The sequence below is a fragment of the Streptomyces sp. NPDC049627 genome, from assembly GCF_044465645.1.
GTDB lineage: Bacteria > Actinomycetota > Actinomycetes > Streptomycetales > Streptomycetaceae > Streptomyces.
Map to the genome: position 1 here is coordinate 53,692 of NZ_JBITLW010000001.1, position 20,680 is coordinate 74,371.

General features: G+C 72.3%; 15 protein-coding genes. 11 read left to right on the forward strand and 4 right to left on the reverse strand.

Annotated elements, in window-relative coordinates; all coding sequences use genetic code 11:
* Nucleotides 1-14: 14 nt before the first annotated feature.
* The 3 genes from ACIBU0_RS00230 (at nt 15) to ACIBU0_RS00240 (ending at nt 4,445) form a co-directional block, all read left to right on the forward strand.
* Complete coding sequence (locus ACIBU0_RS00230; RefSeq protein ID WP_398809279.1) at nt 15-131, forward strand: SapB/AmfS family lanthipeptide; 117 nt, start codon at nt 15-17, stop codon at nt 129-131.
* A gap of 122 nt (nt 132-253) precedes the next feature.
* Nucleotides 254-1,945, forward strand: coding sequence for an ABC transporter ATP-binding protein (locus tag ACIBU0_RS00235; RefSeq protein ID WP_398809282.1), 1,692 nt, complete (start codon nt 254-256; stop codon nt 1,943-1,945).
* A gap of 406 nt (nt 1,946-2,351) precedes the next feature.
* Complete coding sequence (locus tag ACIBU0_RS00240) at nt 2,352-4,445, forward strand: ATP-binding cassette domain-containing protein (protein ID WP_398809285.1); 2,094 nt, start codon at nt 2,352-2,354, stop codon at nt 4,443-4,445.
* Between the two features lie 42 nt (nt 4,446-4,487).
* Here the strand turns inward: ACIBU0_RS00240 and ACIBU0_RS00245 are convergent, their stop codons facing one another.
* Nucleotides 4,488-5,096: a LuxR C-terminal-related transcriptional regulator gene (locus tag ACIBU0_RS00245; RefSeq protein WP_398809289.1), complete on the reverse strand. Its 609-nt coding sequence runs from the start codon at nt 5,094-5,096 to the stop codon at nt 4,488-4,490.
* Between the two features lie 363 nt (nt 5,097-5,459).
* On the opposite strand from ACIBU0_RS00245, the gene ACIBU0_RS00250 reads away from it, so the two are divergent.
* Nucleotides 5,460-7,604, forward strand: coding sequence for a SpoIIE family protein phosphatase (locus tag ACIBU0_RS00250; protein ID WP_398809292.1), 2,145 nt, complete (start codon nt 5,460-5,462; stop codon nt 7,602-7,604).
* Between the two features lie 108 nt (nt 7,605-7,712).
* On the opposite strand, the gene ACIBU0_RS00255 is transcribed toward ACIBU0_RS00250, so the two are convergent.
* A complete protein-coding gene (locus ACIBU0_RS00255; RefSeq protein WP_398809295.1) occupies nt 7,713-9,041 on the reverse strand; it encodes a S1 family peptidase in 1,329 nt (442 codons plus the stop codon).
* A 187-nt stretch (nt 9,042-9,228) separates the two neighbouring features.
* On the opposite strand from ACIBU0_RS00255, the gene ACIBU0_RS00260 reads away from it, so the two are divergent.
* The 6 genes from ACIBU0_RS00260 (at nt 9,229) to ACIBU0_RS00285 (ending at nt 18,000) form a co-directional block, all read left to right on the forward strand.
* On the forward strand, nt 9,229-9,642 hold the full coding sequence (locus tag ACIBU0_RS00260) for a PaaI family thioesterase (protein ID WP_398809298.1): 414 nt from the start codon (nt 9,229-9,231) through the stop codon (nt 9,640-9,642).
* A gap of 475 nt (nt 9,643-10,117) precedes the next feature.
* Nucleotides 10,118-10,333, forward strand: coding sequence for a type A2 lantipeptide (locus tag ACIBU0_RS00265; protein ID WP_398809301.1), 216 nt, complete (start codon nt 10,118-10,120; stop codon nt 10,331-10,333).
* Between the two features lie 119 nt (nt 10,334-10,452).
* Entirely contained in the window at nt 10,453-11,259 is an 807-nt protein-coding gene (locus tag ACIBU0_RS00270) for an HlyD family efflux transporter periplasmic adaptor subunit (protein WP_398809304.1), read from the forward strand.
* Nucleotides 11,256-13,478: an NHLP family bacteriocin export ABC transporter peptidase/permease/ATPase subunit gene (locus ACIBU0_RS00275; RefSeq protein WP_398809307.1), complete on the forward strand. Its 2,223-nt coding sequence runs from the start codon at nt 11,256-11,258 to the stop codon at nt 13,476-13,478. The genes ACIBU0_RS00270 and ACIBU0_RS00275 overlap by 4 nt, the downstream gene beginning before the upstream one ends.
* 1 nt (nt 13,479) lies before the next feature.
* The gene (locus ACIBU0_RS00280) at nt 13,480-16,299 is read left to right on the forward strand and encodes an NHLP bacteriocin export ABC transporter permease/ATPase subunit (protein ID WP_398809309.1); all 2,820 of its coding nucleotides are present in this window, start codon (nt 13,480-13,482) and stop codon (nt 16,297-16,299) included.
* A 216-nt stretch (nt 16,300-16,515) separates the two neighbouring features.
* Nucleotides 16,516-18,000: an alpha/beta fold hydrolase gene (locus tag ACIBU0_RS00285; RefSeq protein ID WP_398809312.1), complete on the forward strand. Its 1,485-nt coding sequence runs from the start codon at nt 16,516-16,518 to the stop codon at nt 17,998-18,000.
* Nucleotides 18,001-18,005: 5 nt separating this feature from the next.
* Here ACIBU0_RS00285 and ACIBU0_RS00290 read toward each other — a convergent pair whose 3' ends face one another.
* Both ACIBU0_RS00290 and ACIBU0_RS00295 read right to left on the reverse strand, forming a co-directional pair.
* Nucleotides 18,006-18,542, reverse strand: coding sequence for an SRPBCC family protein (locus tag ACIBU0_RS00290; protein WP_398809315.1), 537 nt, complete (start codon nt 18,540-18,542; stop codon nt 18,006-18,008).
* Nucleotides 18,543-18,547: 5 nt separating this feature from the next.
* Entirely contained in the window at nt 18,548-18,889 is a 342-nt protein-coding gene (locus ACIBU0_RS00295) for an ArsR/SmtB family transcription factor (protein WP_398809318.1), read from the reverse strand.
* A gap of 164 nt (nt 18,890-19,053) precedes the next feature.
* Between ACIBU0_RS00295 and ACIBU0_RS00300 the strand changes: the two genes are divergently transcribed.
* Nucleotides 19,054-20,556, forward strand: coding sequence for an MFS transporter (locus tag ACIBU0_RS00300; protein WP_398809321.1), 1,503 nt, complete (start codon nt 19,054-19,056; stop codon nt 20,554-20,556).
* Nucleotides 20,557-20,680 lie beyond the last annotated feature (124 nt).

A 20,680-nucleotide genomic window follows, 5' to 3' on the forward strand; every position in this document is an offset into this window, starting at 1 on the left:
GGAAGGAAGACGTCATGGCACTTCTCGACCTGCAGACGATGGAGTCCGAGGACCGCACCGAGGGCGGCGGCGCCAGCACGCTCAGCCTGCTGTCCTGCGTCAGCGCCGCGAGCCTCACGCTCTGTCTCTGACGAGCACCGTGCGTCCACGGCTCCGGGCGGTCCGCTCCCGCGAGGGACGGGCCGCCCGGGGTCCTGCACACGCTCGCGCACACCGAGGGTGAGGGGACAGCGATGGGTGAGGGACGGGCCGTATGACACAAGCCGTCAGGGCGCTCCCCGGACCGCTGGGTCCGGCTCCCGCCCGCTGTCTGGCCCTGTGCCTGGTGAGCACGGCGGCGACCGGCGCCGGTCTGCTGCTGCCCGCCGCGCTGGGCCACACCCTGGATCTGCTGCTGACGCGGGACCCGGCGACCCGATGGGTGCTGTACTGCACCGCGATCATCGTGCTCCTGGCCCTGCTCGACGCGTGCGAGACCGTGCTGGGCGGCACGGTCGACGCCCGCACCACCGCCTGGCTGCGGCGGCGCCTGACCGGGCATGTCCTGGCCGTCGGCCCGCGCGCCGCCGCCCGCTTCGGGCCCGGAGACCTCGTCGCCCGCCTCGTCGGCAACGCCGCCCAGGCCGGCACCGCGCCGACCGCCCGCGCAGCGCTGCTCGCCGCCCTCGCCGGACCGGTCGGCGGCGTCGTCGCCCTCGCTCTGATCGACCCCTGGCTCGCGGCCGTGCTGCTGGCGGGAGCGCCGGTGCTGGCCCTGCTGCTGCGGGCCTTCGCCCGCGACACCAGGGACTGCGTGGCCCGGTACCAGAAGGCACAGGGCCGGATCGCGCAGGCGCTCTCCGAAGCCGTCCGCGGGCACCGCACCATCGAGGCGGCGGGTACCGCCGACCGGGAGACGGCGCGGATCCTGCGGCCGTTGCCCGAACTGTCCGAGGCCGGGCACCGCATGTGGCGGGTGCAGGGTCGGGCCGCGGGCCGGTCCGTGGCCGTGGCCCCGCTGCTCCAGCTCGGCATCGTCGCCGTGGCCGGGGTGCTGCTGGCCCGGCACCGGCTGACGGTGGGCGAGGTGCTCGCCGCCTCGCGGTACGCGGTCCTCGCCACGGGGATCGGCGTGCTGGTCGGACAGCTCGCCGGACTGGCCCGGGCCCGGGCCGCCGCCGGGCGCCTGCACGAGGTCCTGACGGAACCCGCCCCCGGCTACGGCGACCTGGCGCTGCCGCCCGGTCCGGGCCGGCTGGAGCTGCGCGGGGTGACCGCCCGGCGCGGCGGGCGTGCCGTGCTCGACGGGGTCGACCTCGTGGTGCCCGGCGGAACGACACTGGCCGTGGTGGGCCGGTCGGGCACGGGCAAGTCCCTGCTCGCCGCGATCGCCGGACGGCTGGCCGAGCCGGACGCGGGCGAAGTGCTGCTCGACGGGGTCCCGTTGCGCGACCTCACCCACGACGCCCTGCGCCGGGCCATCGGCTACGCCTTCGAACGCCCCGCACTGCTCGGCGGCACGATCGAGGAGGAGATCGCCCTCGCCCTTCCGACCCCCTCCCCCGCCCGCGTCCGCGCGGCGGCCCGCACGGCCCACGCGGACGACTTCGTACGCCGCCTGCCCCAGGCGTACGCCACGCCCGTCGCCGATGCCCCGCACTCCGGCGGCGAGTCCCAACGCCTCGGCCTCGCCCGGGCGTTCGCCCATGCCGGCCGTCTCCTCATCCTCGACGACGCCCTCTCCAGCCTCGACACGGTGACCGAGACCCGCATCACGACGGCCCTCATCGCCAACGGCGCGCACGAGGGCACCCGCCTCCTGATCGCCCACCGCCCCGCCACGGCCGCCCGCGCGGACGCGGTGGCCTGGCTGGACGGGGGGCGGGTGCGGGCGGTGGGGCGACACGCGGAGCTTTGGCAACTCCCTGCGTATCGGGCGGTGTTCGGGGTCGGGGAGCAGCCGTGACCGGGGTCATCGACCGACACGGGCTCCGCCACCCCAGGCTCCGCTGCCTGTTGGGGCGGTGGGGGGCGCCGGCCGGGGGACAGCGCGCGGAACTGTGGGAGCTCCCGAATTACGAAGGACATCGTCGCGCACGGGGCCCAGCCATACCCGAGGACATCCACCGGCCCAGCCTTCGCCTCCCGTCGGACCGGAGGCAGGTGCGGAGCGTGTGGGCGACACACGAAACCACGCCAACTCCCCCAATACCCGCCGGGATTCACACACGCGGGCCAGCCGTCATCGACGACACCCACCGGCACGAGGTCCGCCTCCCAACGGACCGGAAGCAGGCGCGGGCCGTGCGGCGGCACGCGGAGCCGTGGGAACTCCCGGAGGACCGGCCGGTGTTCACACACGGGGAGCAGCCGTGACCGGGGGCATCCACCGGCACGGACTGCGCTTCCTGCGGGACCGGTGGCGGGTCTTGGTGAGGCTGGGCGGCTGGTCCGTGCTGGAGACCGGGCAGACCTTTCTCACGGGGTTCGCACTCGCCCGCGCCCTGGACGAGGGGTTTCTGGCCGGGCGTCCCGAGGCCGGGCTGGCCTGGCTCGGAGTGGCCGGACTCGGTGTGCTGGTCGGGGCGTACGGCACCGCGCGGGTGTACGGCGCGGTCGCCGCGCTGGCCGAACCGCTGAGGGACCGGCTGGTCACGCGGGTCGTCTCGCGTGGGGTGCGGGAGGCGGACGCCGGGGCGCTGTCCGGGCTGACCCAGCAGGTCGAGATCGCACGGGACACCTTCGCCGGGCTGGTGATGGTGTCGCGTTCCTTCGTGTTCACCGCCGTCGGAGCCGTCCTGGGCCTGGTGTCGCTCGACCCGCTGCTTCTGCTGGTCGTCGCACCGCCACTCGCCGCGGGTCTGGGCCTGTTCACGGCGACGCTGCGCCCGCTGGCCCGCCGGCAGGAGACGTTCCTCGTGGCCGACGAGGCGCTGGCCGACGATCTGGGCGCGGTATGCCCGGGGCTGCGGGACATCACGGCGGCCGGGGCGGAGGACCGGGTCGCCGCATCGACGCGGAGCCGTGTCGACGCCGAGCTGCGGGCCGCCTGCTCCCTGGCCCGGTGGGGTGTGCTGCGGGTGGCCTCCCTCGCGCTGGGCGGCCACCTTCCCATCCTGCTGCTCCTCACCTGCGCACCCTGGCTCCTCGACCGCGGCGTCACCCCCGGCGCCCTGGTGGGCGCCCTCGCCTACGTCACCCAGTCCTTGCTCCCCGCCCTGCAGAACCTGGTCCACGGCCTGGGCACGAGCGGCTCACGGCTGGCGGTGGTCCTACGGCGACTGACCCGCCAAGCGTCCTCCGGGGGAGGAGCGGGAGCTGGGGCTGGGGCCAGGTCCGGAGCTGAGGCCGAGGCTGGGGTGGATGCCGGGGCCGGGGCCGAGGCTGACACCGGGGCTGGACGTGAGGCCGGAGCCGAGGCCAAGGCGGAGGGCGGGGGCGAGACCGGGACCGAGGCCGGGGCTGGCGCCAGGGCCAAGGCCGATGGCGGAATCGGGGCCGGAGCCGAGGGCACGACCGATACCGGAACTGATGCCAAGACCGCGGCTGGAGCCGGAGCAGCACGGGATTCGGCGCCTCGCACACGCCCCACCGACGGAACGCCCGCGCTCCGCGAACGCCCCAGCGACGGAACGCCCGCACACCGCCCCGTCGCCGGCCCACACGCACCCTCACCCCACCCCTCCGACGAGCGCAGCCCAACGCCTCCCCACCCCGCCGCCACCCCCTCCGCCCCGCCCGCCCTCTCCCTCACCTCCGTGACCTTCGCCTACGGCCCCGCCGCGACCCCTGTCATCGACGATCTGGACCTCACGCTCCGGCCCGGCGCCCACCTGGCCGTCGTGGGCCCGAGTGGCATCGGGAAGTCGACGCTCACCGCGCTGGTGGCCGGGCTGCTGGAGCCGGTCCGTGGCGCCGTCCGGCTCTTCGGGCGCCCGGTGCCCGGGCCGGAGGCCGCCGCGCTGCGGGTGCTGATCCCGCAGGAGGCGTACGTGTTCACCGGCACGCTCGCCGAGAACCTCGGGCACCTGCGGCCGGACCCCGTGCCCGAGGCGGAGTTGCTCGCCGCGGCCGAGGCGGTGGGGCTCATGCCGCTGCTCGAAGCGCTCGGCGGGCCGGCCGCGACGGTGGACCCGGCGGCACTGTCGGCGGGCGAGCGGCAACTCGTCGCCCTGACGCGCGCCTATCTGTCCCGCGCCCCGCTCGCCCTGCTCGACGAGGCGACCTGCCACCTGGACCCACGAGCGGAGGAGTGCGCGGAGCAGGCCTTCGCGGCCCGGCCGGGCAGCACCCTGGTGGTCGTCGCCCACCGCATCAGCTCCGCCCGCCGGGCCGACCGCGTGCTGGTCATGGACGGCCGGCGCACGGCGTACGGCACCCACGACGACCTCCTGCGCCGCTCGCCGTCGTACCGCGCTCTCGTGGGCGACTGGACACCCATGCAGTCCAAGACGCCCGTTCCCTGAGAGGCCCCCGCCCCGTCAGACCAGTCGGGCCGGTCGGGCCGGTCAGAGCCAGCCCTCGCCCTGCGAGATCCGGATCGCATCGATCCGGTTGCGCGCACCGGTCTTGCGGGTGATGGCCGCCATGTAGTTGCGCACCGTCCCGTGGGACAGGTGCAGGCTCCCCGCGATCTCCGCCACCGAGGCTCCCTCGGCGGCGAGGGATAACACGCTCAGCTCCCGCCGGGTCAGCGGTATCTCGGCGGCCTTGAGGAAGCCGAAGCCCAGCGAGTCGTCGACGAAACGTTCCCCCTGGGCGACGCGCCGGATCCCGCGCACGAGGTTCTCGGGCGACCCCTCCTTGTCCACATAGCCGAGCGCCCCGGCCTCGGCGGCCCGCTTCAGCAGGCCCGGTCTGTTCGCGCTGGCCAGTACGAGCAGCCGCGGCGGTGTCCGTCCCGACTCGCGTGCGCAGAGGTCGCCGAGCGGCGGGATGCCATAGGCGTCCGAGCAGTCGAGGTCGGCCGCGCACACGTCCGGACGCACCGATCGCAGACGGGCGGACGCACCGTGCCACGGGGCGTCGAACACCCCGAGGTCCGGTTCCCGGCGCAGCCACTCCGCCAGGACCGACCTGACCAGACATGCGTCGTGCACCAGCAGCACACGGATCACTGTCCGTCCTCTCGACTCGTCGTGCACCGGTTTCTTGGTGAAGAGCGCGTGCCCCATTGTTGGCGTCCGGCACCGGCACCGGGCGCGAAGAATCGGCCATCAGGGTGCGCGGGGGCGCACGCGAGGCGCCCGTACGCTGCCGCACGCTTCGACTGCGGGGGCATGGTTCGGGGGCACGGGGGTACGCGGCGGATCTCCCCGTGTCGTGGGTACCCGTGCGTCGGTACCCGGACCGGGCCGGTGTCGCCGAGCTCCTCCGGGCCGCTCGCCGTGCGCGAAGCGGCCCGAGGGGGGAGATTTGAGCCCTGGGGCCCGGCGCGCGCGAGCGGCGCGGGTCGCCTCGGGACGCGCCCGTGCGAGGAGGTGGTCGGCGTGTCCGACGGGCAGACGTCCGCCCAGGCACCGGCGGCCGCACGGACGCGGGTCGGCCGGCCCCTGCTGTCGCTGGCACTGGCCTCGATGATGGACGAGGTGAACGCGCACTCCGGCGCGGTGTACCTGCTGGCGGCCGACGAGCCCGTGCTGGAGATGGCGGTCATGGCGGGGCTGCCCCGGGCGTTCGCGGCGCCGTGGGAGCGGGTCGGCCTGAGCGCGCCGATCCCGGTCGCGGAGGCGGTGCGTGAGCGGCGGCTCGTCTGGGTGGCGGGCGAGGAGGACATGGCGGCCCGGTATCCGCGGATCGCCGTCGTCCTGCCCTATCCGTTCGCGCTGGCCGCGCTCCCCGTGGCCACCGAGTCCACCGCCTACGGTGCGATCTTCGTGACCTGGCCCGGTTCGCATCCGTCGGAACTGTCGGACCGGGACCAGGAACACCTGACGGCCGCCTGCCGGCGGCTCGCGGTGCGGCTGGAGCGCGCGAGGGAGGGCAGCCGTCCGCCGCTTCCCGAGCCCGATCTGCTCGCCGGTCCGGCGTTCGGCGGCGCGGCCGGCACGCTCGGCACGGTGGAGGCGGCGCGGATGGTGTCTCGGCTGCCGTACGGGCTGTGCTCACTCGATCTGCACGGCCGGATCAGCTTCGCCAACCCGGCGGCGGCCGAGCTGATCGGCGTCCAGGCCAGCCGGCTGCTCGGCAATCAGCTGTGGGCGTGCGTGCCGTGGCTGAACGACCCCGTGTACGAGGACCGTTACCGGGCCGCGCTGATGAGCCAGCAGACGACGTCGTTCGTGGCGCTGCGTCCGCCCGGCGACTGGCTGTCGTTCCGTATGTATCCGAGCACGACCGGCCTGAGCGTGCGCATCAGCAGGGCCCGCGCGGTGGCCGAGATGGCGCGCGGCGGGCCGCGTCCGAGTGACGCGCCGGCCCGGCTGGTGACCATCTCCCAGGTGCTGAGCCTGGCCGGTGCGCTCACCGAGGCGGCGAGCGTGCAGGACGTGGTGCAGCTGGTCGCGGACGAGATCGTCCCGGCCGTCGGCAGCCAGGCGCTGGTCGTCCTGGGATCGCGGGCGGGTCGGCTGCACGTGCTCGGACACCGGGGCTATCCGGATCCGCAGATCGTGGAGCGGTTCGACGGCATGCCGCTGACCGAGCAGACCCCGGGCACCCGCGCCCTGACCACGGGGGTGCCCGCGTTCTTCGACTCCCGGGAGGAGCTGGAGCGCCTGTATCCGGTACGGGGGCCGGACGGCTTCTCGGCCTGGGCGTATCTGCCGCTGATCGCCTCCGGCCGGCCGGTCGGCACCTGTGTGCTGTCCTACGCCGAGCCGCATCCCTTCCCGGCGGACGAACGCGCGGTCCTGACCAGCCTGGGCGGGCTGATCGCGCAGGCGCTGGAGCGGGCCCAGCTCTACGACGCCAAGCACCAGTTGGCGCACGGTCTGCAGGCCGCGCTGCTCCCCCACTCGCTGCCGGCGCTGCCCGGCGTCGACGCGGCCGCACGCTATCTGCCGGCCATGCAGGGCATGGAGATCGGCGGCGACTTCTACGACCTGGTGCCGACCGAGCAGGGTATGACGGCGGCGGTGATCGGGGACGTGCAGGGCCACAACGTCACCGCGGCGGGCCTGATGGGCCAGATCCGTACCGCCGTACGGGCGTACACGACCGTCGGTCAGGCGCCCGAGGAGGTCATGCGCAGCACCAACCGGCTGCTCCTCGACCTCGGCTCCGACCTGTTCGCCAGCTGCCTGTACCTGCGCCTCGATCCGGCCCACGGGCGGGCGGTGATGGCCCGCGCCGGACATCCTCCGCCGCTGCTGAGACGGCCGGACGGCCGGGTGCGGGTGCTCGACCTCGCCGGTGGGCCGCTGCTGGGCATCGACGGCTCGCCCACCTATCCGACGACGGAGGTCGATCTCACGCCCGGGTGTGTGCTCGTCCTCTACACCGACGGGCTGATCGAGTCGCCCGGCGTCGACATCGAGGACGCGCTCGCCGACCTCGGCCAGGTGCTCACCGAGGCCGGGGAGCGGCCGTTGGACGAGCTGGCCGATCTGCTGGTCCAGCACAGTGCGTCGATGCGGGAACGGGTGGACGACGTGGCGCTGTTGTTGTTGCGGGCGCGGGGTTGAGGGCGCCGGCGCCGGCTCCGGGTCTGGACGCGCGAGTGGTCCGGTCCCCGCCGGAGGACCGGACCACGTGCGTGCGGATCACCGGGATCCGTGCGTCGGGGTGGTGCGTCAGTTGTTCCCGACGCCGTTGCCGACGATCTCGCCCAGGCCGTTGCCCGTGCCGTCGGCGTTGCCGTTGCCGACCTCCTGACCGGCTCCGGCCTCTTGACCTGCACCGGCCTCCTGACCTGCACCGGCTTCGTCGCCGGCCCCGGCCTCGTCGCCTGCGCCCGCCTCGTCACCGGCACCAGCCTGGTCACCCGCGCCCGCGCCGCCCGCGGCGTCGCCGCCGAGAGTCGCGCCGACCGCCTCCAGGGCGGTGGTCACCGGCTGGAAGAACGTCTCGCCGCCGACCGTGCAGTCGCCGCTGCCGCCGGAGGTGAGGCCGATGGCCAGCCCGTCCTGGGTGAACAGGGAGCCGCCGCTGTCGCCGGGCTCGGCGCAGACGTCGGTCTGGATGAGCCCGGTGACGGTGCCCTCCGGATAGTTGACGGTGGCGTCGAGCCCTGTGACCTGGCCGTCGTTGAGCCCGGTGGTGCTGCCCATCCGCAAGACCTGCAGACCGACCTCGGCGTCCGCGGCCTGGCTGATCGCGACGGTCTGGTCGCCGGTGTTGACCTCGCTCGGCGCCTCGGTCGCCGGGTCGTCGTACTTGACCAGCGCGAAGTCGCCGGCGCCGGGGAAGGTGGCCTGGTCGACGGTGGCGATCGGCTGGCCGCCCTCGGCGTCCGACCACTGCTCGGCCGCGACCCCGCAGTGACCGGCGGTCAGGAAGGCGGGGGTGCCGTCACCCGCGGTGACGTTGAAGCCCGCGGAGCAGCGTGCGCCGCCGGCGAAGATGGCGTCGCCGCCGGAGAGGAACGTCTTGAAGGTACCGGCCGACTTCTTGACGGTCGCCATGCCGGAGCCGAGGCTCTGGACGGTCGACTCCAGCTTGTCCCAGTTGTCGCCGGTGACCGTGCTGTCGGCGGTGACGCGGATCTTGTTCGTTCTGGGGTCGACGGCCCACGCGGTGCCCGGGATGGTCGCCTCGGACTTCAGGGTCTGCGCGCCGGCCGCGAGCTCGTCCAGGCTGTTCTCGACCTCGCGGACCTTCGCGCCCGCCTTCTTCGCCTGGACGACGACGTTGTTGTCCTCGCCGTTCACCACGTTGACGACGAGCTGCTTGCTCTCGGCGTCGTAGTACGAACCGGCGAAGGCGTCGCCGAGCAGTCCCGCGAGCTGCGAGGCGAGATCCGGGGCGTCCTGCGCCTTCAGGGTCCTGGGGGCGGCGGCGCCGTCCGACGCGCCGTCCTGGGACGCGTTGGCGTTCGGCAAGAGGATCGCGGCCGCTCCGAGCGCCACCACGCTGCCCGCGGCTATCGCGGCCTTGCGCTTCGGAATTCGCTTGTGACTCAAACTTCTCGACCTCCTGGGGGACGGGGTCTGTGCCGCCTTTGTCCGGCAGCTGTTCGGGGCGCCTGGTTGGCAGTTGGTACGCACGGGTCCGGTGGGGCGTTCAATTCCGTTTGCAAGTGCCCCGTTCGAAACACCGAATCGGCCAAGGAGCGCACCCGAGGGCGCGGCGGCGGGAAGAATCCCCCATATGACGATGACCACCGCCGAAGCCGACAAGATCCTCTCCGCCAACTTCGCCCCCTGGGTCCTTCAACTCGGCCTGGCCGTCGAGGCCGTGGAGGACCGCCGCGCCGTCCTGCGCATGCCCTGGTCGGACGGGCTGGCCCGGGAAGGTGGCGCCCTGTCGGGCCAGGCGCTGATGGCCGCCGCCGACACCGCGACCGTGATCGCCGTGTCGGCGGCGCGCGGGGCGTACGGGCCGATGACGACGGTGCAGCAATCGACGTCTTTTCAGCGCGCGGTGATCGGTTCGGATGTCCTGATCGAAGCGGTCGTGACCAAGCTGGGCCGCCGTATGGCCTTCGCCGACATCACGATGACCGACGAGGCGTCGGGGGACATCGCCGCCCGCGCGAGCACGGTGTACGCGCTTCTGGGCTGACACGATCCGCTACCGGTCGGTAGCAGTCGGTTGTGAACACCGATCGGAATCCTGGCTTCAGCGAATCTGCACATTCAATACTCAACGAAGTCACCGTGGGCCGGGGTTCTCCACAGGGTGCTACCGGCGGTCACCCCCTTGGGGCGGGAGTGTCGGATTCGCCGCCGCAGCGGCCCGCGCACCCCGTAACAGACGCAACAGCTCGCCTGAGCCGATGCTGTGACGCATGTGAAGAAGTCGCCGACGAGACGTGCGCGCGTCTGCACGGATCGATGCCTGTGGGGCTCAAGTGTGCTGGTGAGGGCGTTGGTTGATTGGAAGCGCGCGCCCGCAGCGTGCTTTGATCCATCGCACCGCGGGGGCCGCGAACGGCTTCCGGAAACGGGCGCCGGGCGCCTGCGGTCGCGGCCGTCATCTGTCCCCAGAGGGGGCCGCTCCCCCTTATGAGATATCCATTAGGAAGGGAAGTTCCATCATGAACTCCACCCCCCAGGTTGAGACCGTCGAGATCTCCGACGCCGAGCTCGACAACGTCTCCGGCGGCCTGCAGGTCAACGCCGTGAACGGCGCCCTTGACGCGGTGAACGGCATCGCCCCGGTTTCCGGCCTGGTGGACACCGTCGTCGGCACGGTCGAGGGCACCACCGGCCTGAACACCGCCCCGGTCCAGGGCCTGGTCGCCGGTCTCTGATCGCGCCTTTGCGCCACTGAGTCCCGGAGCCGCAGCCGGCGGTTCCGGGATTCTCCCGTGCTGTGACACCCTCCGACACGGGTGCTGTAACGACCTCTTCTACGGGTGAGGGAAGTTCCTTGCAGTTCCGCCAACAGGCCCTCGCCAAGCTCCAGTCACCGGAGGAGCTCGACCTTCCGGTGCGCTTCGCCCGTCCGCAGGGCTGGCTGGTGCTCTCCGTGACGCTGGTGGTCATGGCCGCCGCGTCCGTGTGGGCGGCGACCGGCTCGGTCACGTCCACGGTCGGCGCGCCCGCCATCCTCACGCACGGTCAGGGCAGTTACCTCCTGCAGAGCCCGGTCGCCGGGCAGGTCACCGCCGTCCTCACCGAGCAGGGCGAGCGGCTCCCGGCGAACTCCCCTGTGCTGAAGGTGCGTACGGCCGAGGGCGAGACGGTCGTCCGTACGGTCGCCGCGGGCCGGGTCACCGCGCTCGCCGCCACCATCGGGCAGATCATCTCCACCGGCGCGAACGTCGCCGCCGTGGAGAAGGTCGCCCATGCCGAGGACCCGCTGTACGCCACGGTGTACGTCCCCGCCGAGAATGCGGCGTCCATCCCCGACAAGGCCGCCGTGGACCTCACCGTCTCCTCCGTGCCGACCCAGGAGTACGGCGTCCTGCGCGGTCATGTGAAGTCGGTGGACCGCTCCGCGCAGTCGGCGCAGCAGATCGCCGCGTTCCTCGGGGACAACCAGCTGGGCGAGCAGTTCACCAAGGACGGCAGGCCGGTCGCCGTCCTGGTGAGGCTGGACCGGAAGGCGGGTACGAAGAGCGGCTACAAGTGGTCGTCCGCGGACGGGCCGCCGTTCGCGCTCACCTCCATGACCATCGCCAACGCCTCGATCCGGCTCGCCGATCAGCGTCCCGTCGATTGGCTGCTGCCGTGAGCGCCGCGCAGGAGACCCGCGGCAGGCGCCGCGCCGCCCCGCCGAAGCGCCCGGTGCCCAAGGGCAGGGCGAAGACCGTCCGCACACCCACCGTGCTCCAGATGGAGGCCGTGGAGTGCGGCGCCGCCTCCCTCGCGATGGTGCTCGGCCACTACGGCCGCCATGTCCCGCTGGAGGAACTGCGCATCGCGTGCGGTGTCTCCCGGGACGGCTCGCGGGCCAGCAACCTGCTGAAGGCGGCCCGCTCCTACGGTCTGACGGCCAAGGGCATGCAGATGGACACGGCCGCCCTCGCCGAGGTGAAGACGCCGGCCGTGCTGTTCTGGGAGTTCAACCACTACGTCGTCTACGACGGCATGGGCCGCCGCTTCGGCCGCCGGGGCGTCTACATCAACGACCCCGCCAAGGGCCGCCGCTTCGTGCCCATGGAGGACTTCGACGGCAGCTTCACCGGCGTCGTGCTGGTCATGGAGCCCGGCGAGGGCTTCAGCAAGGGCGGGCGCAAGCCGGGTGTGCTCGGCGCGATGCCGGCCCGGCTGCGCGGTACCGCGGGCACGATGCCCGCCGCGGTGCTGGCCAGCCTGCTCCTGGTGCTGGTGGGCGCGGCGGTGCCCGCGCTGAGCCGCACCTACATCGACATGTTCCTCATCGGCGGGCAGACGTCCCTGCTGGGCGTGCTGTTCGCGTCGATGGGCACCTGTGTCGCGCTCACGGTCGTGCTGACCTGGCTCCAGCAGGCGAACCTGCTGCGCGGCCGCATCATCTCCTCGACCCTGTCCAGCGCCCGCTTCCTGCGCCATCTGCTGCGCCTGCCGGTGACGTTCTTCTCCCAGCGCAGCCCGGCCGACCTGGTGCAGCGCCTCCAGTCCAACGACGCCGTGGCCGAGACCCTGGCCCGCGACCTCGCGGCGGCGGGCGTGGACGCGGTGGTCGTCGTCCTCTACGCGATCCTGCTGTACACCTACGACCCCCAGCTCACGTTCGTCGGCATCGGCGTGGCCCTGCTGAACGTCGTCGCCATGCGGGTCGTCGTACGCCTGCGCGCGACCCGCACCGCCAAGCTGCGCGCGGACAGCGCGCGGCTCACCAACACCGCCTACACCGGTCTCCAGCTGATCGAGACGATGAAGGCGACCGGCGGCGAGGACGGCTACTTCCGCAAGTGGGCCGGTCAGCACGCCACGACGCTGGAGGAGCAGCAGCGCCTCGGCGTGCCCAGCGCCTGGCTGGGCGTGGTCGCGCCGACGCTCGCCACGCTCAACAGCGCGCTCATCCTCTGGATCGGCGGCATGCGCGCGGTCGAGGGCCACATATCCGTGGGTCTCCTGGTCGCCTTCCAGGCGCTGGTCACCCGCTTCACCGCCCCGATCACACGCCTCAACGGCGTCGCGGGCCGCATCCAGGACTTCGCCGCCGACGTCGCCCGCCTGAAGGACGTCGAGAACTTCCAGGCCGACCCGCTCTACGGCCGCCCCGGCGCCGGTGACTCGACGCGCCGCCTGCACGGCCATGTCGAACTGCAGAACATCACCTTCGGCTACAACCCGCTCGACAAGCCGCTGCTGACCGGCTTCGACCTGACCGTGGGGCCCGGCCGGCAGGTGGCGCTGGTCGGCGGCTCGGGCAGCGGCAAGTCGACCGTCTCCCGCCTGATCTCCGGTCTGTACGCCCCCTGGGAGGGCGTCATCCGCATCGACGACCAGCGCATCGAGGACATCCCGCGCGGCGCGCTCGCGGCGTCGGTGTCCTTCGTGGACCAGGAGGTGTTCCTCTTCGAGGGCACGGTCCGCGACAACGTGGCGCTGTGGGACCCCTCGATCCCGGACGACGCGGTGGTGGACGCGCTGCGCGACGCGGCCCTGTACGACGTGGTCATGCGCCGCCCGGGCGGCATCCACAGCAAGGTGGAGCAGGACGGCCGCAACTTCTCCGGCGGGCAGCGCCAGCGCCTGGAGATCGCCCGGGCGTTGGTGCGCAGGCCCAGCATCCTCGTCCTGGACGAGGTCACCAGCGCGCTGGACGCCGAGACGGAGCTGATCGTGATGGACAACCTGCGCAAGCGCGGCTGCGCCTGTGTGGTGATCGCCCACCGGCTCAGCACCGTGCGCGACAGCGACGAGATCGTCGTCCTCCAGCACGGCACGATCGTGGAGCGCGGCCGGCACGAGGAGCTGGTGGCGCGCGGCGGCGCGTACGCGGCACTGGTCAGGGAGCGGTGAGATGACCTCCGTCCACGAGGGTGACCTCGTCCTCAACGCGCTCGGGCAGATGGGCACGCCCATCGACTGCACCGGGTTCAACCGCCTAGACCTCGAAGGGCCGCAGGTGCTGTGGCTCGTCGCGTCCGGGGCCGTCGACCTGTTCGCGGTGGACGCCGGGCAGCAGGGCCACTGGCACCACCTCGGCCGTCTGGAGGCGGGCTCGCTGCTGCTCGGCCCCGTCGCCGGACCGCAGCACACCCTGGTGGCCCGCCCGCTCAGGGACTGCGTCGTGCACCGCATCGGACTGCGCGAGCTGTACCAGCCGGCCCAGACCCAGACGTGGTCGTACGACGAGTACGGCAACCCGCAGTACGTTCCCCCGACGACGAGCCCGCTGGAGTACGCCCTCGCCCTCGGTGTCGGCCGCAGCCTGTCCATCCTCTTCCAGGCGCCGATGGCGACCGAGGGGTCGGCCGCCGAAGTGACCGACGACGACGTCTTCTGGATGCAGGTCCCGCCGGGCAGCGTGCAGTACGGCTCGCTGTACGGCGCGGAGGCGGCCGCCGACCTGCTGATGGACCCGGCGGTCTGGCAGTCCATGGTCGACCAGCAGTACCGCCTGCTGACCACGCTGGACCGCTGGATCGAGCAGCTGGAGCGCACCCACGAGACGCGCACGGCCGAGGGCATCAAGGCGGGCGAGGCGGTGCGCGCCCAGGCCGACCGGACGCTGCTGGCGTCCATCGGCAAGCGCAGCGACAAGCGGACCACGACCGCCGACGCCGACGCCAGCTACGCGGCCTGCAAGCTGGTCGCCCGGGCGGCCGGGATCACGCTGGCCGAGCCCGCGCAGAGCGGCACCGAGAGCGACCGGCTCGACCCCGTCGAGCGGGTGGCCATCGCGTCGCGGGTGCGCACCCGGGCCGTACGGCTGGACGGGCGGTGGTGGCGGGACAACGTAGGGCCGCTGGTGGGGCACCGGGCCCTCTCGGGCGCGCCGGTGGCGCTGCTGTGGCGGCGCGGCGGCTATGTCGCCGTCCATCCGTCGACCGGCCGTGAGACGCCGATCGAGAAGGCCAACGCGGAGGAGTTCGAGCCGCGTGCGGTGATGTTCTACCGGCCGTTGCCCGACCGGGCGTTGAGTCCGCTGCGGCTGCTGCGGTTCAGCATGCGGGGCACGGGCGGCGATCTGACGAACCTCATGATCAGCGGCCTGGTGACGGTCGCGATCGGCGCGCTGGTGCCGATCGCGACCGGCAAGGTGCTCGGCGAGTTCGTGCCGAAGGCCCAGACGGGGCTCATCGTGCAGTTCTGTCTGGCGGTGATGATCAGCGGCGTGGTGGCGGCGGCCTTCATGCTGTTGCAGAACCTGACGATCCTGCGCCTGGAGGGCCGTATCGAGGCGACGCTCCAACCGGCGCTGTGGGACCGGCTGCTGCGGCTGCCCACGAAGTTCTTCACCGAGCGCTCGACCGGCGAGCTGGCCAGCCAGGCCATGGGCATCAGCGCGATCCGCCGCCTGATGGCCGGAGTCGGCCCGGTCGTCGCGTCGTCGGTGACGGTGGGCGCGATGAACCTGTCGCTGCTGTTCTGGTACAGCGTGCCGATGGCGATGGCGGCGATCGGCATGCTCGTCGTCATCGCGGCCGTGTTCCTGGGGCTGGGGCTGTGGCAGGTGCGCTGGCAGCGGCGGCTGGTGGTGCTGAGCAACAAGCTGAACAACCAGGCGTTCCAGACGCTGCGCGGGCTGCCGAAGCTGCGCGTCGCGGCGGCCGAGAACTACGCGTACGCGGCCTGGGCGGACCGGTTCGCGCGCAGCCGCGAGCTCCAGCAGAAGGCGGGGCGGATCAAGAACCTCACCACGGTGCTGGGTGCGGTGTATCTGCCGCTGTGCACGCTGCTGATGTTCATGCTGCTGGCGGGTCCGGCGCGCGGGTCGATGTCGGCGGCGGCCTTCCTGACCTTCAACACGTCGGTGACGATGCTGCTCACCTCGGTCACCCAGCTGACAGGCTCGTTCGTGTCGGTGGTGGCCGCGCTGCCGCTGTTCGAGGAGATCAAGCCGGTGCTGGAGGCCACCCCCGAGGTGCGCACGGCGAGCACCCGGCCGGGCCCGCTGACCGGGTCGATCGAGGCACGCCGGCTGTCCTTCCGGTACTCCGACGACGGTCCGCTGGTCCTCGACGACGTGTCCTTCGACGTCCGGCCGGGCGAGTTCGTGGCGATCGTCGGCCCGAGCGGCTGCGGCAAGTCGACGCTGCTGAGGCTCCTGATCGGCTTCGACAAGCCGGTCTCCGGCAGTGTTCTCTACGACGGCCAGGACCTGGCGGCGCTCGACCAGTCGGCGGTACGGCGGCAGTGCGGGGTCGTGCTGCAGCACGCGCAGCCGTTCACCGGGTCCATCCTGGACGTCATCTGCGGAACGGAGCCCTACACGCCGGAGGAGGCGATGGCGGCGGCCGAGATGGCGGGGCTCGCGGAGGACATCAAGCGGATGCCGATGGGACTGCACACGATCGTCTCGGGCAGCGGCGCGATCTCCGGCGGCCAGCGGCAGCGCCTGATGATCGCCCAGGCGCTGATCCGGCGCCCGCGCATCCTGTTCTTCGACGAGGCGACCAGCGCGCTCGACAACGAGACCCAGCGCATCGTCATCGAGTCCACCAAGGCCCTCAACGCCACCCGCATCGTGATCGCGCACCGCCTGTCCACGGTGCTGGACGCCGATCGCGTGATCGTGATGGAGGACGGCAAGGTCGCCCAGCAGGGCCCTCCCGCACAGCTCCTCGCGGACACGAACGGGCGGCTGCACGAGTTGGTGCGGCGCCAGATGGCGTGACCGGCCGCCCGGCCGGCGCCGCATCGAAGTCCGGGGAAGTCTCAGGGGTTCGGGCGGCAACCCCTGAGGCACCACCCCGAGGGCGACCCGGACCGTGTCCCGGTGCCTTCCCCGATTCCTGTCCTGACCGGTTGTGGGGCCGGTTGGATCACTGCGAGGTTCGATCATGCGGGCAACGCCCGTGATCGGACGCGCACGATCCTCGGAAGGGACTTCATGCGACCACTCTTCAGGGCGCTCACCGGAGTGCTCACCGCCGGATTACTCGCCGGGTCGGCGACGCCGGGCATGGCGGCGGACGCCGGCCCTCCCGGCGGAAGCTCGACGGCACAGCAGGCGATCGACTGGAAACCATGTCCCCAGGACGCGACGGCGGAGTGCGGGACCCTGCGCCTGCCCGTCGACTGGGCACGGCCGTCGGGCGAGGCGTTCGACCTCGCGGTGGCCCGTCGCAAGGCGACCGATCCGGATCGCCGGGTCGGCGTGCTGCTGGTCAACCCGGGTGGGCCCGGCGACTCGGGTGTGGACTTCGCCGTGCGGCGCGCCCAGGCCCACTTCAGCACGGACATCCAGGAGCGGTTCGACATCGTCGGTTTCGACCCGAGGGGCGTCGGCGCCAGCCATCCGGTGAAGTGCTCCACCGAACTGCTGCACCAGCAGCCGTCGGTCCATCCCCGCGACCAGGCGGAGTTCGACGAACTCGCCGAGTACAACCGCGCGTTGCGCGACGACTGCCGACGGCACACCGGTCCTCTCTTCGACCACGCCGACACCTTGAGCGTCGTGCGGGACATGGACGCGTTGCGCCAGGCACTGGGCGAGCAGAAGATCAACTACTTCGGCCACTCCTACGGCACCTTGATCGGCGAGCAGTACGCGGAGCAGTACGGCGACCGCATCCGGAGCATGGCCCTCACCGCGAACATCGACCACAGCCTGGGCGCCCGGGAGTTCCTGGTCTCCTCCGCGGCCGCCGCCGAGGACTCGTTCCACCAGTTCGTGAAGTGGTGCGACCGCTCCAGCTCCTGCGCGCTGCACGGCCGGGACGTCACCGCCGTATGGGACCGCCTGCTCGCCAGGGCGGACCGGGGGGAGATAACCGATCCGGACAGCCCGGATCGGCTGCTCACCGCACACGCGATCGCTCTGTTCGCCTTCAAGAGGTTCTACGGCCCGGACTGGGACGAACTGGCCACCTATGTGGCGGGCCTCGACGCGCAGGAACCGAGCGAGCGGCGACGGTCCGACGACGCGGACCAACAGACGACATCGGAGCCGTTCTACGCGGTCTTCTGCCAGGACTGGCGCATCCGGCCCAAGGACCACCGCGAGTACGCCGCCCTGACTCGGGCCGAGCTACGGGCCGCACCGCACATGCGCGGCTCACCTCGCGTCCACGCCGCCGTGGCCGGCTGCATCGGCTGGCCCGACGAGGTGAACAACCCGCAGCACCGGCTGCGCATCACCGAGGCACCCAAGATCCTCATGCTGCATTCGCGGCACGACCCGGCGAACCATTTCTCGTGGGCGGCCGACGTGCACCGGCAGACCCGCGGAACGACGGTCCTGGTGCCGTACGAGGGCGCGGGACACAGCGTCTACAACCGCAGTGACTGCACCCGTGACGCCGTGGACGACTACCTCACACAGCTGAGAATCCCGAGCGCCGGGAGCAGCTGCGCCCCGGCCGGGACGGGCTGATCGGGCTAGGCCCTGTCGTCGAGGCCCGGGACCGGGGCGCCGGAGGGGACGCCGGCGGCCACATAGCCGTCGTAGAGCTCCTTCCAGGGCGCCCCGGCCCCGGCATGCGGCCCCTCGAAGCGCTCCCCGCGTGCGTGCGCGTCGAGGGCGGCCAGGCAGACCTCCCAGCCGGCGCTGTTGCGGGCGGCGGTGTTCTCGGCGACGAGCACGTTGGTGAGCGTGAAGCGGGTGCGCTTGTCGTCCAGGGCCTCCAGGTCGAAGTGCAGCTCGTCGCCGCCCCACTCGAAGGAGAGGTGGCGGGGTTCGTCGACGGCGATGACCCGGCCCGTCGAGTCCTCCATGTTCGGATCGCCGGCGAACTTGATCGCGCCGCCGGGGCGCAGGTCGATCTCGGCGCGGGACGGGAACCAGTGGGCCAGTTCGTCGGCGTCGGTCACGAACTGCCAGACGCGCTCGACGGGATGGTCGTAGGTACGGCTGAAGCGGACGGCCGGGCGGCCGTCGTCCAGGGTCACATAGGTGCCGGTGAGGTCGGCGGTCATGGGGATCAGTCCTTCGTGGCGGGTTCCTCGGGACGGTCGGACGCCTCGTCGAGCCGGCGGCCCAGCTTGTCCAGGCCGGCGTTCCACAGCCTGCGGTACGGGGCCAGCCAGGCGTCGAGTTCGGCGATGGGTGCGGTGTCGAGGGCGTAGACGCGGCGCTGCGCGTCCTGCCGGACCCGCACCAGGCCGGCCTCCCTCAGCACTTTCAGGTGCTTGGAGGTGCTCGGCTGGCTCAGCCCGCATGCCTCCACGATCTCCCCGACGGGCCGCGGCCGCTCCAGGAGCAGCGCGACGATGGCCCGTCGGTGCGGATCGGCGAGGGCGGTCCAGAGCGAGGCATCGGCCATGAAGCCAATATGCCTCGGCAGTTATATGCCAGTCAAGGAATGTACACATCCACCCCATCGAAACGTTGCCGTTTCGCTCACGCGGGTCTATCTTCGAAGTGAACGAAACAGTTTCGTTCGCATCCGCAGTACCTTCGTCCGGCTCTCCCTGGAGTTGAATCCCGATGCCTGAGAAGACCCTGACCGCCGACGCCCCTGAGGGCGCGGCCGAGGCCCCGGCGGCGGCCTCGCCGAAGCGATGGTGGATCCTCGCGATCATCGCGCTCGCCCAGCTGATGGTGGTGCTGGACGCCACCATCGTGAACATCGCCCTGCCCTCGGCCCAGGCGGACCTCGGCTTCTCCGACGGCAACCGGCAGTGGATCGTCACCGCCTACGCACTGGCCTTCGCGTCCCTGCTGCTGCTCGGCGGCCGCATAGCCGACCTGTTCGGCCGCAAGCCCGCCTTCCTCATCGGCGTCGCCGGCTTCGCGGGCGCGTCGGTGCTGGGCGGTGCCGCGACCGGCTTCGAGATGCTGGTCGTCGCGCGCGCCCTGCAGGGTGCCTTCGGCGCGCTGCTCGCGCCCGCCGCGCTGTCGCTGCTCAACACCACGTTCACCGACGCCCGGGAGCGGGCCAGGGCGTTCAGCGTGTACGGCGCCATCGCCGGCGCCGGCGGCGCCGTGGGTCTGCTGCTCGGCGGCATCCTGACCGACGCCCTCGACTGGCGCTGGACGCTGTTCGTCAACGTGCCGATCGCCGCGGTCGCCCTGGCCGGCGGCTGGCTGCTGCTGAGCAGCCACCGCGACGCCGCGAACTCCAGGCTGGACGTGCCGGGCACGCTTCTGGTCGCCGGTGGTCTGTTCGGTCTGGTCTACGGCTTCTCCAACGCCGAGACGCACGACTGGGCTTCGCCGCAGACCTGGGGCTACCTGCTCGCGGGCGGCGTTCTGCTGGCGGCCTTCGCCTGGTGGCAGACCCGGACCGCGCATCCGCTGCTGCCACTGCGGATCCTGCTCGACCGCAACAGGGGCGCTTCCTTCCTGGCCGTCCTGGTCTCCGGTGCGGGCATGTTCGGTGTGTTCCTCTTCCTCACGTACTACCTGCAGCTGAACCTCGGCTTCAGCCCGACCAGGACCGGTGTGGCGTTCCTGCCGATGGTCGGCGCGCTGATGGTGGCGGCCCAGCTCGGCACCACGGCCCTGCTGCCACGCATCGGCCCCAAGGTCCTCGTCCCGCTGGGCTTCGGGATCGCGACGGCCGGCATGGCCTGGCTGACCGGCATCGGGGTCGGCTCGTCGTACGTGAGCGCGGTGCTCCCGCAGCTGATCGTGATCGGCCTCGGCCTCGGTCTGGTGATGCCGGCCACGATGCAGCTGGCCACCGGCGGAGTGGCCGCCGAGGACGCCGGAGTCGCCTCCGCGACCGTCAACGCCATGCAGCAGGTGGGCGGTTCGATCGGTACTGCGCTGCTGAACACGCTCGCCGCGAGCGCGGCGACCGACTACCTCGCCGGCAAGGACGCCACCAGCAAGCTGGTGCAGGCCCAGGCGACGATCGAGAGCTACACCACCGCCTTCTGGTGGTCGGCGGGTCTGTTCGCCGCGGGCGCGGTGATCGCCTTCCTGCTCTTCCGTCGCGGGGTGCCCGAGGAGGACGCATCCGCCGCACCGGTCGTCCACATGTGACCGACCCGGTCCGGCGAGACGCGAGGGGCCGCCGTCCGCAGGGAGACGGCGGTCCCTTTGCGCTGCCATGGGGACCGTATGCGCCGTGCGAGCTCCGTGGGCGTGCGGTGCCGTGCCGGTTGCC

Bases quoted from the DNA above. Each gene is read 5' to 3' on its own strand.
- ACIBU0_RS00230 (WP_398809279.1), top strand. From the start codon at position 15: ATGGCACTTCTCGACCTGCAGACGATGGAGTCCGAGGACCGCACCGAG.
- ACIBU0_RS00235 (WP_398809282.1), top strand. From the start codon at position 254: ATGACACAAGCCGTCAGGGCGCTCCCCGGACCGCTGGGTCCGGCTCCC.
- ACIBU0_RS00260 (WP_398809298.1), top strand. From the start codon at position 9,229: ATGACGATGACCACCGCCGAAGCCGACAAGATCCTCTCCGCCAACTTC.
- ACIBU0_RS00265 (WP_398809301.1), top strand. From the start codon at position 10,118: ATGAACTCCACCCCCCAGGTTGAGACCGTCGAGATCTCCGACGCCGAG.
- ACIBU0_RS00280 (WP_398809309.1), top strand. From the start codon at position 13,480: ATGACCTCCGTCCACGAGGGTGACCTCGTCCTCAACGCGCTCGGGCAG.
- ACIBU0_RS00285 (WP_398809312.1), top strand. From the start codon at position 16,516: ATGCGACCACTCTTCAGGGCGCTCACCGGAGTGCTCACCGCCGGATTA.
- ACIBU0_RS00290 (WP_398809315.1), bottom strand. From the start codon at position 18,542: ATGACCGCCGACCTCACCGGCACCTATGTGACCCTGGACGACGGCCGC.
- ACIBU0_RS00295 (WP_398809318.1), bottom strand. From the start codon at position 18,889: ATGGCCGATGCCTCGCTCTGGACCGCCCTCGCCGATCCGCACCGACGG.
- ACIBU0_RS00300 (WP_398809321.1), top strand. From the start codon at position 19,054: ATGCCTGAGAAGACCCTGACCGCCGACGCCCCTGAGGGCGCGGCCGAG.